The organism is Clostridium sp. OM02-18AC (assembly GCF_003481825.1).
Classification (GTDB): Bacteria; Bacillota; Clostridia; order Lachnospirales; family Lachnospiraceae; genus Brotaphodocola.
The window spans coordinates 191,424-205,724 of record NZ_QULW01000004.1; the positions used below are offsets into that span (position 1 = coordinate 191,424).

13 protein-coding genes, 6 tRNA genes and 1 rRNA gene are annotated in these 14,301 nt (G+C 45.9%); 1 reads left to right on the forward strand and 19 read right to left on the reverse strand.

Annotated features, from left to right (window positions below):
* Positions 1-10 precede the first annotated feature (10 nt).
* The 4 genes from DXB18_RS04710 to DXB18_RS04725 all read right to left on the reverse strand — a co-directional run bounded on the left by DXB18_RS04710 (position 11) and on the right by DXB18_RS04725 (position 3,440).
* The gene (locus DXB18_RS04710; protein WP_118706285.1) at positions 11-1,648 is read right to left on the reverse strand and encodes an AMP-binding protein; all 1,638 of its coding nucleotides are present in this window, start codon (positions 1,646-1,648) and stop codon (positions 11-13) included.
* Between the two features lie 181 nt (positions 1,649-1,829).
* Positions 1,830-2,354 carry a BadF/BadG/BcrA/BcrD ATPase family protein gene (locus DXB18_RS04715; protein WP_118706287.1) on the reverse strand — a complete coding sequence of 175 codons (525 nt, stop codon included), beginning with the start codon at positions 2,352-2,354 and terminating at the stop codon, positions 1,830-1,832.
* Between the two features lie 29 nt (positions 2,355-2,383).
* The gene (locus DXB18_RS16125) at positions 2,384-2,617 is read right to left on the reverse strand and encodes a hypothetical protein (protein WP_207665764.1); all 234 of its coding nucleotides are present in this window, start codon (positions 2,615-2,617) and stop codon (positions 2,384-2,386) included.
* A gap of 139 nt (positions 2,618-2,756) precedes the next feature.
* Positions 2,757-3,440, reverse strand: coding sequence for a GntR family transcriptional regulator (locus DXB18_RS04725; protein WP_118706291.1), 684 nt, complete (start codon positions 3,438-3,440; stop codon positions 2,757-2,759).
* 269 nt (positions 3,441-3,709) lie between these two features.
* Here DXB18_RS04725 and DXB18_RS04730 point away from each other — a divergent pair, with 269 nt between their 5' ends.
* Complete coding sequence (locus DXB18_RS04730) at positions 3,710-4,357, forward strand: hypothetical protein (RefSeq protein WP_118706293.1); 648 nt, start codon at positions 3,710-3,712, stop codon at positions 4,355-4,357.
* Positions 4,358-4,484: 127 nt separating this feature from the next.
* Here the strand turns inward: DXB18_RS04730 and DXB18_RS04735 are convergent, their stop codons facing one another.
* From DXB18_RS04735 to DXB18_RS04805, 15 genes are all read right to left on the reverse strand, one after another.
* Positions 4,485-5,258, reverse strand: a complete 774-nt coding sequence (locus DXB18_RS04735) for an enoyl-CoA hydratase-related protein (RefSeq protein WP_118541755.1) — start codon at positions 5,256-5,258, stop codon at positions 4,485-4,487.
* A 128-nt stretch (positions 5,259-5,386) separates the two neighbouring features.
* Positions 5,387-5,794, reverse strand: coding sequence for a hypothetical protein (locus DXB18_RS04740; RefSeq protein WP_118706295.1), 408 nt, complete (start codon positions 5,792-5,794; stop codon positions 5,387-5,389).
* A gap of 424 nt (positions 5,795-6,218) precedes the next feature.
* A tRNA-Arg gene (locus DXB18_RS04745) sits at positions 6,219-6,292 on the reverse strand.
* Positions 6,293-6,564: 272 nt separating this feature from the next.
* The gene (locus tag DXB18_RS04750; protein ID WP_118706297.1) at positions 6,565-7,869 is read right to left on the reverse strand and encodes an ATP-binding protein; all 1,305 of its coding nucleotides are present in this window, start codon (positions 7,867-7,869) and stop codon (positions 6,565-6,567) included.
* A 216-nt stretch (positions 7,870-8,085) separates the two neighbouring features.
* Positions 8,086-8,316 (reverse strand): HPr family phosphocarrier protein, encoded by a 231-nt coding sequence (locus DXB18_RS04755; protein ID WP_118542102.1) that lies wholly within the window; start codon positions 8,314-8,316, stop codon positions 8,086-8,088.
* A 188-nt stretch (positions 8,317-8,504) separates the two neighbouring features.
* On the reverse strand, positions 8,505-10,040 hold the full coding sequence (locus DXB18_RS04760; RefSeq protein ID WP_182430476.1) for a response regulator: 1,536 nt from the start codon (positions 10,038-10,040) through the stop codon (positions 8,505-8,507).
* Positions 10,015-11,733, reverse strand: coding sequence for a histidine kinase (locus DXB18_RS04765; RefSeq protein ID WP_118706301.1), 1,719 nt, complete (start codon positions 11,731-11,733; stop codon positions 10,015-10,017). Before DXB18_RS04765 ends, DXB18_RS04760 begins: the two co-directional genes overlap by 26 nt.
* Positions 11,720-12,991 (reverse strand): extracellular solute-binding protein, encoded by a 1,272-nt coding sequence (locus tag DXB18_RS04770; RefSeq protein ID WP_118706303.1) that lies wholly within the window; start codon positions 12,989-12,991, stop codon positions 11,720-11,722. Before DXB18_RS04770 ends, DXB18_RS04765 begins: the two co-directional genes overlap by 14 nt.
* Positions 12,978-13,451, reverse strand: coding sequence for a DUF3783 domain-containing protein (locus DXB18_RS04775; RefSeq protein ID WP_118706305.1), 474 nt, complete (start codon positions 13,449-13,451; stop codon positions 12,978-12,980). The genes DXB18_RS04770 and DXB18_RS04775 overlap by 14 nt, the downstream gene beginning before the upstream one ends.
* A 169-nt stretch (positions 13,452-13,620) precedes the next feature.
* Positions 13,621-13,706: transfer RNA gene (locus DXB18_RS04780), tRNA-Leu, on the reverse strand.
* Between the two features lie 21 nt (positions 13,707-13,727).
* Positions 13,728-13,800, reverse strand: a tRNA-Val gene (locus DXB18_RS04785).
* 41 nt (positions 13,801-13,841) lie between these two features.
* Positions 13,842-13,915: transfer RNA gene (locus DXB18_RS04790), tRNA-Asp, on the reverse strand.
* 28 nt (positions 13,916-13,943) lie between these two features.
* Positions 13,944-14,017: transfer RNA gene (locus tag DXB18_RS04795), tRNA-Ile, on the reverse strand.
* A gap of 26 nt (positions 14,018-14,043) precedes the next feature.
* Positions 14,044-14,116 (reverse strand) — tRNA-Asn (locus DXB18_RS04800).
* Positions 14,117-14,192: 76 nt separating this feature from the next.
* Positions 14,193-14,301 (reverse strand): 23S ribosomal RNA (locus DXB18_RS04805); the annotation flags it as partial.

The window sequence follows — 14,301 nt, forward strand, 5'->3', positions numbered from 1 at the left end:
TTTGCCTGGATCATCTCTTCCGGTGATCGTCTTTTCCGGTAGCGGTTGCTTCCGAATTGGCTTTGACGATCTCCGCTGCCTGCTTTTTCAGTTCCCCCAGCATGATCTTACCGCTGGCATTGACCGGAAGCGACTCAAAGCGCACAATGTGTGCTGGAAGCTTATAGTATGCCAGATGGTTTTCCAGATGCGTCATCAGACCGGTATTGCTGATGGTCCTTCCATCCTCCGGCACAATGCACGCAACGATCATTTCCTGTAAAACTTCTGCCGGGAGCCCGATCACCTTCACTGCTTTGATTCCCGGATATTTTAAGATTGCCATTTCGATTTCCCGCGGGGAAATATTTTCGCCGCCCCGTATGATCATTTCTTTGATGCGCCCCGTTACATACAGGAAGTTGCGTTCATCTACATGCCCCAGGTCTCCGGTGTGAAGCCAGCCATTGGAATCAATTGCCTTTGCTGTCGCCTCAGGAAGATTGTAGTATCCCTGCATCACATTGTATCCGCGCACACAGATTTCTCCATCCGTTCCAACCGGAAGCTTGTTTCCATCCTTGTCAAAGATTCCCACCTCGCAGTGACGGATCACCCTGCCTGCAGAATTGGCGTTATCCTCATCCGAATCTCCCACATCACCGATACTGACACAGGGAGATGTCTCGGTCTGGCCATAAGAAGCATGAAGGACCAGACTCGGAATTTCCCGGCGGATCAGCATATAATCCTGCGGGCTTAACGGAGAACCTGCAATGATTCCCCGGCGCAGGCTACTTAAGTCATACTCCTTGTGCAGCGGATTATTGACAACCGCAAGGAACATGGACGGAACACCATTTAAAAGCGTACAGTGATAATCCTGCACTGACTTTAACACGGTTACGGTCTTGTAATACTCGATCACATGCATACAGAATCCGGTATGGATGCTGGATAAAAGGCTGGATGTAATTCCAAAACAATGGAATAAAGGAACTGCGATCAGCATTTTGTCCGACTCATCCCATTTCATATGCTCACAGGTTTCCAGGGAACTGTTCACCAAATTGTAATGGCTCAGCATCACGCCCTTTGGCATCGCAGTCGTTCCGGAGGTGAACAAAATTGCTGCTGTGTCGTCCGGGTTTACCTTCCGGATATAGCCGCCGATTTCTTTGGTGACCTTTTTCATGCGTTCTGCAAAAACAAAGCTTTCTTCTGTCATCCAGCGGCGTGCGGTATCTCTTCCTATATAAATCCAGCGTTTTACGACACCTTCCAGTTCTTCTTTCAGCGAAACAACCATGTCCTCGTAAACCAGTTTCTTATACCCTTCGCCATAATAAACAAACTCTGCATCTGCATAGCGGAGGACCTTTGCCATCTCCTCGGTACTGTAACAGGTATTTAAGAGAATCGGAATTGCTCCGATCTTGGTCAGTGCCAGAAAGACAATGATCCAGTTTGGGGAATTGGTACTCCAGATTCCCACATGTGTTCCTTTCCGGATCCCGCAGGAAAGCATACGCCCCACCATATAATCACTGAGAGTATCCAGATCCCTCCAGGTGTAACGCTGCTCATCTGCTTCCAGCGCAATTTTATCCGCACTTTCTTTGACCCTGCTTCTGAGACATTCCGCAATTGTTTTTTTAATCAGCCTCATGATAGCTCCCCTTTAACTCCTTCATTCCATTCAGAAACTTCCTGCCCGCAAACTGCAGTCTTTCCATGTCACCCTCCATATAGCATGCACAGATTCGACCACATTGGAGCAGTTTTGACCTATGTTCCATAATTCTGTTAAAATTATATCACATTAGGGAATGCATGTAAATACAGATATGTCAATTTCGACATATTTTTTCCGTTGGAATGTTCCTTTGACCACGTTTCGTACGCTGCCACGGCTGCCCCCATAGCCCCATATACTGGGCATCCGGAATGGTATGGACTTCCACGCCAAGCTCTCTGGGAAATGCCGAGCGCACACCAATATTCTTCGCAACACCTCCCGTCATATAGACCACTTCGGTAACATCCGCACGTTTTGTCAGTGCTGCCGTACGGCTTGCAACCGAATTGCAGATTCCGACGATCAGATCCAGAAGCTTCACACCTTTGGAAAGCTGGGAAATGACCTCGGATTCCGCAAATACCGTACAGGTACTGGAGATCCGGACCGGCTCTTCTGCTTTTAATGCGTAAGCTCCGAGTTCATCGACATCCAGCTGCAAAATTCCAGCCATCACATCCAGAAACCGTCCGGTTCCGGCCTTCACAAGGCTTTTCGCCCGGATCGTCTTTCCATCTTCCAGGATCACACACTTGGAAGTTGTGGATCCGATATCAATTCCCAATGTATATACCACAATCGTCTGCTCCTTTTTGCGCTATTTGCTCAGCCCTGCTCCGGCCATACCGTCTCAACCAGATTTCCTTCCGGATCAAACTCCATCGGAACCGGTCCGCTTACATAGCTGATGCCCGGAAGTTCTTTGATTGATTCGTACAGGGCTTCCGACACTTCAATCGTGCTCATGGCAAGCGTATTTTTCATGTGAACCACCCGCACCTTGTTGAAATACTGGCTTTTTTCTGGTTTTTCGCCGTGCTTTGAAACGATTTTTTGCAAAATCAGCAAATCTGCCGCGAGTGTCCCTGCCGCTATGCAAAAAAGAAAACCACGTAAAATCGTGATTTTCCTTTCCGTTTTTGCAGACCGACGCACCCAGGTTGTTGACCCATTTTTAACAATCTTAGCCGTGTTTTCCTCAGGAATAAATAAAATATTCCGGAGATACCCGTTCCTGGATATACTTTTGCCGGTTCTCTGTATTTAGATGTGAATGAAGCAATTCATGTGCTGTCTTGGTATCCCTTCGCATCAATGCTTCCATGATCGTGGTATGCTCTTCGATGATTTCCGGCTGCCGGCGGCTCTTTCCAACATCAAAATTTCTCCAGCGGCGGAAATGAATGTAATCTTCGCTAATGAGCGCCATTACACCTTTTCTTCCGACTGCCTCCAGAAAGCATCCATGAAATTCGTTATCCAGCTCATAAAACGCATCCATATCAATTTGCTGCTGCATGGCCTCTTTCTGTTTTTCCAGACAGATTTTCATGCTTTCCTGCATTTTATCAAGCACTTCCTGGGATGAAAACTGTAAAAGACGAATCGCCTCCTGCTCCACTGCCTCCCGGATAAAAAGGATCAGCTCCACACGCTTCATGTCGATCAGGCTGACAAAGGTTCCCCGCTGCGGATAAACCGTTACCAGCAACCGTTCCTTCAGACGGCTGATCGCACTGCGCACAATATGTCTGGTAACTCCATACTGTTTGCATAATTCATTCTCACTGATCTTCTCTCCTGGAAGATAAACCAGTTTTTCTATCTTGTTGCATAAATCTTCGTAAATCGCATCACTGCTCACATATTCCTGCGGCATCATAATTCGCTTTCCCGCTCACTTTCTTTTATTCTCTTTTTCTGTCCCATCATGTGAGTATTCTATCATTTATATCACAATTATACGTTATTCACACTTTTTTTACAAGTCGTTCCTGGTCACGATCTCTATGGAGATTCCCATTTGTCTGTGTTACGATAGCAGACAGCTGCTGATCCATCTGCTATGGCATCCGTCAGCTGCTTTTTTATCTTACTGACATAGCACTCGGACTTTATCAGTCAGCCCATGCTCTTTTCCAAAGTCATTTTATGCAGATCGTAGAATATTCTTCCCCCGCAGTCATCGCAGTGATTGCCATTCTTGCGCTGGCAGGCATCCTGACTGTGGGAATAAGTCCAATCATGCTTCTCATGCCTGCTGCCATGGCTTTTGCATTCTTTCCCTATTACCGCAAGATCAGTCAGAAACGTCATGAAAATTCCGGCCTGTGCCACATCGAATCGGAGTTCGGCAGCCATTTTCTGATCGGTACCGGGACATGCTCCTCCAAGCATATCTCCTCACGCAAAAGTCTTATGGGAACCATTACGGACTATAAACTGCGCATTGTTTTTTCCAAGGATCTCTATCTGGACGATGTTCTGGTCATGAAAGATCTTTATAACCAGATCGGAGAGGGTTTCCGTGTCCGCCTGATCCTTGCAGATCACCCAAATGCCCGGCAGATCATCGCTGTTCCCGCCAATTTTGCAAGTACTGTCATCGGGAAAAAACAACAGAACGCCAAACAGTTCAATACTCCACATGAAACTACCATCCGTACACTGACGGAAAACGAACGTCAGATGTACCTTTCCCAGTATCAGGAAAAAGCAGGTTTCTTTCAAAGACCAGCGAGGCATTACACTCTGGACTGTCCGCACAGCGGAAGACTTAAAAATCTTTCATCAAAATGATCCAGCAATCCTGATCATTTACGGAAAGGTGTTGATTCCGCTTCACCGGGACACAGAACTCTTCCAGATACATTCCTGCCATATTCTTTTATCTCCTTCTCGTTTTTCTCATCCTGAATTTTTATCATCAGCGGAACTTTGCTGCTCTTTTCTCCTTAAACGCAGTAAATCCCTCAATCTGATCCGGTGTTCCAAAGCAGGCCGCCATATAGCCAAGTTCGATATTCATGCCAGTGTCGATATCTGCATCGATTCCGGCATTCACCATTGCCTTCACCATCGCAATCGCTGAAGCCGAATGATCTGCAATCTGACTGGCCATTTTGTAAACTTCCTCCATCAGATTTTCCGGTTCCGTCACATAATTTAAAATACCAAGCTCCAGTGCATCCGCAGCCGTCAGCATCTTCCCGGTAAACATGATCTCCTTTGCCTTGTTGATTCCAACACACTTCGGAAGACGAAGACTTCCATTGAAACCTGTTGTAATTCCCAGAGTCACCTCTGGAAGACGGAGCTTGGCTTTGCTGCAGGCGAAACGGATGTCCGTGCACAGGATGAACTCAAATCCACCACCAAACGCATAGCCATTCACTGCCGCGATCGTTGGCTTATCCATCAGCTCGATTTTTCGGAATAATGCAGCACCCTTGCGGGAATAACGGATTGCCTCCATGGCACTGCCGCCATCCATCTCTTTGATGTCCGCTCCTGCAATAAAAGATTTTCCTTCTCCCGTAAATACTACCACACGCACGGCATCATCCGCGATGACATCATCCACCGCAGCATCCAGATCAGAAAGAAGCGCACTGTTGAGTGCATTCAGCGCCTCCGGTCTGTGAAAGGTAATGGTCGCGATCCTGTCGTTCTTTTCCAGTAAAATATACTTAAGTTCCATCGTTTCTCTCCTCTCGCGTGATCTTCTTTTATTATAGCAGACTCTTTTTCATCCACAACACCCTCCGCTTACATTTCTGTAAAACGGAGGGTGTGTTGTTGGCCAATGAAATTTATTTTTACAATCGGTTATGCCGGAAGATATGCACATCCTGTCACTGCTACAAATGCAAGCATCAGAAGGAGTGTAATGATCGGGCAGACTACGTTAACTGCACCTGTCTGCAGATAAGAATTCCGATGGGTGTTTCCGGTATAACTGATAACCGAAACAACCAGTCCGCAATGCGGAAGGGAATCCAGGGTCAGTGCTGCAATGGAAGTACAACGGGACAGAACTTCCAGATTTACATGATTCGGGTTGGTTGCAATATCACCAATAAAGTTTTCAATGATTACCGGCATAGCAAGACCAATACCACCGGTGCCAGATCCGGTAACAGCGGCAAGACCACCTACGGTAACAGCCGATGCGATAACCGGGTTGCTGAATGTACCTACCAGAAGTCCACACAGGGTTGCATATGAAGGAACCATCCGGAAGAAGTACCTGCACCGGCACCAGTAAACAATGCTTCAGTCAGAAGGTATACCAACGACGCAATAAATGCAGAATAGAATACCGGGACACCTTTGAATACCAGCAGGATTACAATTGCGATACTCACAAGAATAAGAAAAATGACCCCCTTTTTTTTATTTAACCATAGTCATCCCCGATTTATTTTGCACCGCGATCTCGCTGCTGGCCAAACAGAATGAATACAGACAAAATCAACCGGTTTTTAGAAGAGATGAGGTTTTTTCTCATCGCCTTCAAAGATCATCCTTATTATATTTGCTGGTCATTTTTTGACAATGGCAGTAATCGCCAAAAAGATTCTTTTATTTTTATGATAGAAGAAAATTTTCTATAAAGCAAAGAAAAAAGGCACTCTCTCATGAGAATGCCTTTCCGATACGTGCGCGAGAAGATTCGAACTCCCGACACCTTGGTCCGTAGCCAAGTGCTCTATCCAGCTGAGCTACGCACACATATTCTTTTATTTTGTTGAGCTCTTGTTCGCTGCAACGATGTATATGATACCGCATGTTTCTTGTTTTGTCAACACTTTTTGAAAAATTTTTTTTAAAAATTTCAAAAGCCTTTTTTCCTGGTTTTTCACAAGGAAAAAGCAGCTAAGAAATGGCTTAGATACGCCATTCTTTGCTGCTTCCCAACCTGTTTTTCAAAACAGGATTCCAAATTTTTTCTTGCACACATGCACCTGCATATCCCGCAGACAGACCGTTTTGCCAGACTAATTTTACACGGTTCCCAGCAGATAATTGATAAACTGCTGTGCAGTACGTCCGGAAATTCCGCCGTGGCTTAATTCCCACTTGTTTGCTTCCGCACGGAGTTCGTCATCCGACGTGGTGAGTCCTACACGGTGAGCCAGCTCAACCACAATGTTGAAATATTCCTTCTGGGACGGCTTGGAGTAGTTGATGGTCACACCAAAACGGTTTACCAGGGACAGCTTCTCTTCCATCGTATCGGAACGATGCATACCATTCTGGCTTTCGACATCATCACGGTCGCTCCAGTTTTCTTTGATCAAATGTCTGCGGTTGGAGGTTGCGTAGATCAGGATGTTGTCCGGCTTGGTCTCAACGCCGCCCTCAATGACAGCTTTCAGGAATTTATACTCAATCTCAAACTCCTCGAAAGACAGATCATCCATGTAAATAATGAACCGGTAATTGCGGTTCTTGATCTGGGCGATCACGGAAGACAGATCCTTAAACTGATGCTTATAGATCTCGATCATGCGCAGACCCTGATCATAAAATTCATTGACAATCGCTTTGATACTGGTAGACTTACCGGTACCGCTGTCACCAAACAGCAAAACATTGTTGGCTTTCTTGCCTTCCACAAAAGCGAGGGTATTGTCCACCAGTTTCTTCTTCTGGATTTCGTAACCGATCAGGTCATCCAGCATAACGGCATCCATATTGTTGATCGCACAGAAGTTCACGCCGCCATCCTCACGGGACTGAATGCGGAATGCCTTGTTCAGACCAAACATGCCGACACCATAAGCTTTGTAGAAGCCGGTCACTGCGTCAAAGAATGCCTCCTCATCTGCTGCTGCCGCCAGCTTTTCGCTCAGCATACGAACCTTTTCACTAACATTCTTATTGTACATCAGGTCCTTTTTGCCAATCGCCTTATAGTTGGTCAGGCGGGTAAAGCAATCAATACCAAGATACTCCTCCAGACCGCTGAAATCGTAATGGAACAGCTCCATAAATGCCTTAAAATCACTCTTCGCAAAATAATTGACACTGCCGTCGTTCGCCCCTACCTTCTCGCAGGTAATGCTGAACGGATTTTCATTGGTGATCAGCAGAAAGGTCAGATAGTTCTGCCATAAGTTTTTATCAAACCCGTAATCCGTTGCCACCTGAAGCAGGTGTTTGATCTGGGTAAAAGTCCTGGTAAGCAGTTCTTCTTTCGTCTGGCTTTTATCGTCTGCTTTGCGGGTGATATCGGCCAGCTGCATTAAAATCGTATCGTTCGGCATATCGCCGTAGATCAGTAAGCGGGAAACAATCTTGTACATTTTTCTCTCCTCATCTGTTTTTATTCTTTGTGGTAACTGTGCATCTTGGAAAGATGAATCCGTACATAGCGGACTTACGCTTCTTACCATCAGAATCCTTTGATTTTTTTGCGAAATTACTTCGATTTTACCACATCTTTCCATAAAATAAAAGACAGAATAGCATGCGCTATCCTGTCCGGTATGGGGGAACAAATAATTGAAAGTCTCGTATTCTTATGCTGCTCTGAACTTCTCAATATTGTGGAAAAGATCGGTGCAGTCATTGCTGTAAATCTTTAAATTTACAGTCTGGTTAAAACCCAGGTTCATGATACCCAGTAAAGATTTGGCATCTACTACAACGCTGCCGCGGCAGAGATCCATATCAAACGGGTACTGCTCTACTGTTTTTACAAAATCCAGTACTTCATCCGGATTACGGAAAGTCAGATTCATCTCTCTCATAATGGTCACTCCTTCTTTACTCTGCATTGATAACGGTTCCTATCGTTCCCGTTACCTGCATCCTATAAAACAATACACAATTGTATGATGTCATCTTTTTTATGTTGACATTATTCTACCATTTTCGCAGAAAATGCAAAGAGGAAATTTTTTAAAAAGGAGTAACTATTTAAGGTGTTATTCCTTTGTCAATGATTCTGTTTCCGGAATTGGGCCGGAAGCATGCCAACTTCTTCCTTAAATACCTTACTCATGTACTTTGGATCCGAATATCCCACCATTTCCGCAATCTGATTCAGCTTCAGCCCGGAATGCAGGAGCAATTCCTTCATGCGTTCAATTCGCACTTTCCGCAGGGTTTCCGTAAACGACATCCCGGTTTCTTTTTTGATCAGCGTACTCAAATATTCGTCGGTCACGCAAAGACGTTCTGCCAGTTCCTCCAGTGTAATCCCCTGGCTATAGTAAGTCTCGATCAGGGAAAGTGCTTTTTTTACCAATAAACTGACATGTTCCGGCTGATCGTGTACTCCGGTGATCTCATCATAAAAATGCTGCATCAGCTGCCGGATTCGCTGCCAGGAAATCGCCTGGGACAATCCCTCCATAATATGACGCATGGAAATATTATCGGTAACCCGTCCCATGGAATTGGAAACCGTAACCATCGCTACGACCAGTCTCGCCCACGCCTCACGGATTTCATCCGGATGATGCGGCTCCTCCACGCAATAGGCAATGAGCTGCTCTAAAATCCGGTCATAAGCCACCTTATCCCGCTTTACCACTGCCTGCTTCAGCTGGGATTCCAGATCCGGTGAATACTTAATTGGAACCGTTTTGGTCGCCCGGATCTGTTCCTCTGTCATCAGACTTCCTTCCGGGAAGCACAGCTTCCACATTCTGGCCTGTTCCAGTTTTTCAAACCCTGAGGACAGGGAGGTCAGTCCCTCACAAACCGTCCAGCAAAAGATCGGCGCATGCTCCAGACTTCGGTAGGCTGCAGGGATCACACGTTTTTCATACCAGTTTCGAATTTTTTCCGGATCTCTCATATTGTAAAATACCATCACGATCGCACGATAGCGCACGGTTGTCAGCATGCAGACCGAATATTCCGTTCCAGCCGACAGATATGGCTCCAGAAAGCGCTCTGCCGGTCCATAATACTCATCGTAATAATCACTCAGATATGCCATCAGAACCGCAAATGTACCATGGCTGTTTAACCCGTACATGGATTCTGCATAAGACTCCAGTTCTTCATCCACCGTAAGCTCTGCCAAAAGCGCAGAGCGAAATATCTGTTCTAATGACAGCAGCTTTTCCTGCATTTTCCGCGTACCGGCTTCCTGACGGAGTGATAAATTCACAGCCTCCAGTGTTTTCTTTAATTCATCGATTTTAATCGGTTTCAGCAGGTAATTTTCAATTCCCAGTTCAATCGCCCGTTTGGCATACGAAAAATCCGAATATGCCGTTAAAACTACAGCCTTTCCCTGAAACCCCTTTTCCCGCAGTTTTTCCAGCATGGTCAACCCATCCATCTCCGGCATCTGGATGTCCATGATCACGAGATCCGGATTTTCGTCCAAAATCCTGTGATATCCTTCCAGACCATCTTTTGCCGCACCCATAACTTCATAATCCGGACTCAGTTTCGGGAGCATCTTCGTCAGTCCGTTGCGAATCGATTTCTCATCTTCCACTATTATAATTTTCATTCTGATTGCCTCCACATACCGCTCGAATAAACAGATGCACACTGGTTCCGGAACCTTCCTGACTTTCAAAATACATCGCGTGATCTTCCCCGTAGTAAAGTTCCAGACGTTTTCTGACATTGGCAATGCCGACATGATGGCCGGAATCACTGTTTTTATCATTCAATTCTCTTACAAGCGCTGGCGAAATTCCGCATCCGTTATCCCGGATCCGGATATAAAACTGTTCGTCCAGAAGTTTCATGGAAATTTCAATCTTACACGGCGATATCATCCGGCGAAAACCATGATTGATCGCGTTTTCCACAAACGGCTGAAGAAGCATTTTATGAATCCGATACCCTAACAGTTCCGGTGGAACATCCGTGATCACCTGAAGTGGCTGCTCCAGTTTTTCCTTCTGAAGCATGATATAATGATCCAGCCAGGAAAGCTCCTGGCTAATGCTTACCATATCTCCCGGATTCCGAATCGAATAGCGCAGGATATCTGCCAGGGCCCCAACCATTGCGCTTACCTCATAATCATCATGCTCTAGAGCCTTCCAGTTGATCGTATCCAGGGTGTTGTACAAAAAATGAGGATCGATCTGTGCTTCCATTGCCTGAAGTTCCGCATTTTTCTGTTCTACTGTTGACTGCTTCACCGCCTCAACCAGCTTCTTTAACTGGCTGGACATCTCATTGAAGCCGGCTTCAATCCGCTCCACTTCATTTTGTGGATTCGCAACGCCTGAAATCTGAACCGAAAAATTTCCATTTTCTATTTCGGACATTGCGTACACCAGTTTTCCAACCTCATCCAATACCGGTCTGGTCATGAGCCAGACAATGGATGTTGATAAAATCGTTAACGCTACCAAAGTCCCAAGACCAATTCCAATATTACGTTTTACCACCTGATCGTACTGGGCGATCGAATAAAAATGATATATATTCCATCCTGTTTTTTTATTCTCTGTTTCCAGTACCCGGTATCCCCGGTGCGGTTTCGTGGAAATACTGCTCCCGATCTGTCTGGCATCTGCCGCTGCAATGATAGTATCCCCTTCACAGACATATACCGAAGAGTTCCCATCGGCCTGAATTTCTTCCCAGAGTACAGACTGGTCAATACTCAGGATCACGGTCCCGATTCTGCGGTTGATATTCCGGTAATCTGCGAGCTTTCTTGTAAGCTGAAGCATATGGAGCGAAGTATCTTCCTCTTCATTCTGATAAGAATTTCCGTGATAGACAGCCATCTTTCCCTGCATGTCTCCGGGAGATACCTGATTCGCCCATTTGGTTGACACAAAAGAGGCTGCTCTCCGGTCATAAAAGCAGATCGTGCCAGACTCCGTAATCAGCGTAATTCCTTCAATCCCGGCATTTCGGTTGCATAGATGCGACAGATTCCGCCGAATCTGATATTTTACTGCATCGGAGGCCTTCTCTGCTTCATTGATCTGCTCCACCAGATCTATGATCTCATCATCTGTACAAAAATCATAAAGGACCATATCGTACTTATCCATGATCATTTGAAGCATGTGATTCTCTGTATATAACTCCCCCTCCAATTCTCTCTGCAAATTCGATTGCATAAGTTTCCACGTCTGCAGCTGCAAATACAAAGAAAAACCAAGAATGGGGATTACCAGAACAACTGCCAGGAAAAAAATCATGGAGCGCAGGCTTCTACTCTTTTTCATAGTTCTCCCTCCTGATCCGGCTGATGCGTTCAGAAAGCTGTTTTAACTCATCCGGGGCATCCTGCCCCAGGATCACACGGTTAATGCTTTCTGCAATTTCCATCGACAAGGATGGCCAGTAAGCCTCTATTTCCCGGAGTTTCGCCTGTTTCAGATAATCCCAGTATGCCTTTTTCTCCGGGTCCCGGCCGATCTGCTCTTTCAGCATATCTCTTCTTGCAGCAAGATATCCCATACTATCCTGGCACTTCTTCGCCTGTGCCGGTTCCGACATGAATTTTACAAATTCTCTAGCAGCCACCTCGTGTTCCGGACCTGTCACGGCGAGAACTTCCCCACCACTAACCGTAACCGCGTTCTCTCCACAGGGAAGCTTTGCCATCGCAAAATGCAAAGAAGGATTTTCTTTTCGAATCTCATATTCATAACCAGATGTCATAAACGCCATTGCTATATTTCCATTCGCAAATTCCCATCCAATATCCGATAAGGTCATATTGACATTATCTTCACTCAATGCACCATTCTGCGCAAGCTGCTTCAGGAATCCAAAGGCTTCCTCTCCCGCCGGGGAATCAATCTGGGCAAGACTTCCCCCATAATTCCATAGGATCGGTAAAAAACAAAAACTGCTTTCCTCACTTTGCAAGGCCGGAAATGCGCATCCGGATATCTGGTCGGTTGTGACCGCTTCTGCCGCTCTTACAAACTCCTCAAGTGTTTCAGGCGGTTCTATCCCTGCCTGCTTCAAAATATCCGTATTGTAATAAAAAATCAGACAGTTTAAGCCTAATGGAAGTCCTATGATGCGTCCATCCTTTGCCCGGCAGCTGATCATAGCCCTGGAAAGATATTCCGTCTCGTTCACCTCTTCAGAAAGATCGGATAAAATCCCCGCCTTATCATAATATTGGACATCCGAAGAGTCTACAATCGCCAAATCCGGAGTTTCTCCGGAGGCTGCCGCCAATACCAGACGCTTTTTAAAATCTTCATCTGCGATATAATTCGCCCGAACCTCAATATCCTCATGCATCGCATTAAATTCCTGGATCATGCCAGCCAAACACTGTCTTGAATCCTGTCTCGCCCAGTAATGCCATAATTCCAGCACTGTTTTTTCTTTCGTTTTTTCCTCTTTTGGAGCTGAGCAGGCACTGCACAGCAGCATAACACAAAGAAGGAATAGCCCCGCCCGTTTGCCAGAAACTCTTTTTCGCAAAATCGGCTCATCTGACATTGCCTTATCCCTCTGCATTTGCCCCGCCTTTCGTCATACGTTCATGTTCCTCTTTAATTTCTTCATACAGATGGTAAAATGTCCAGTGCGCATTCGTTTCCGTCACAATGGCCTTCAATTCTACCTTCGCAACTCCTGCCTTTCGAAATGCCGCCAGAAGTTCATCGATCCGGCGGCTCGTAAATCCATGCATAACCAGTACTTCATCCTGAATCATCGGATGCTGGTCTTGATTCTGATCCTGGCTTGGTTCCTGGCGCTGCTCCTGCAGATTCCTTACCAACTGCTCTTTATTTTGATTTTCTTTTTCAAATCCTGAAATCCCGGCAAGGGCTCCTACCGTTTCGTCAAACTGTTCTGGCGTCACATTTCGGATTCGAATCCCCATGCGCACCAGGACTCCTTTTAATTTTACAACTTTTGATGATGCTTCCGGATTATAATAAAGTACTGTTTCGCGTGCTGTTTTTCTTATCATCGCTATCTTCCCTTCTCTTGATCGTCTCTATTTTGTTGCTGCCTGAAAACAATATTCTTTCTTTAAAGTTCTTTTCCCTATCTGCTCTCAATTCTCCTTCTGTTTCACTACTCTCTTAGAGTAACAAAAAAAGGTATCTCTGTAAATACAGAAATACCTTTCACGTAAATGCCGCAGGCCGGAATCGAACCGGCACGGGAGATTAGTCCCGCAGGATTTTAAGTCCTGTGCGTCTGCCAGTTCCGCCACTGCGGCATCTATGGCTGACTCGCCAAATGGGGCCTATAGGGCTCGAACCTATGACCCTCTGCTTGTAAGGCAGATGCTCTCCCAGCTGAGCTAAGACCCCTTTTCCAATATGGAATTGTAACGATCTGATCGACAGATCAGCGACCCGGATGGGGTTCGAACCCACGACCTCCGCCGTGACAGGGCGGCGCTCTAACCAGCTGAGCCACCAGGCCAAAATAATAATAAAATTGGATTTGAAAATGGACCTTCAGGGACTCGAACCCAGGACCGACCGGTTATGAGCCGGTTGCTCTAACCAACTGAGCTAAAGGTCCGAAACCTTGAGGTCCTTTCAGACCAGCTCCCCGAGTAGGACTTGAACCTACGACAGCGCGGTTAACAGCCGCGTGCTCTACCGACTGAGCTATCGAGGAATACATCTAAATAGGAAGGTATATACCCTCAAAACCACATATTGAATTTCATCCGTTTTCTCTTACCTAAACCGTCTTGGTTAAGCCCTCGACCTATTAGTGACAGTCAGCTGCACATGTTACCATGCTTCCACCTCTGCCCTATCTACCTCGTCGTCTTCAAGGGGTCTTACTACTTGCGTATG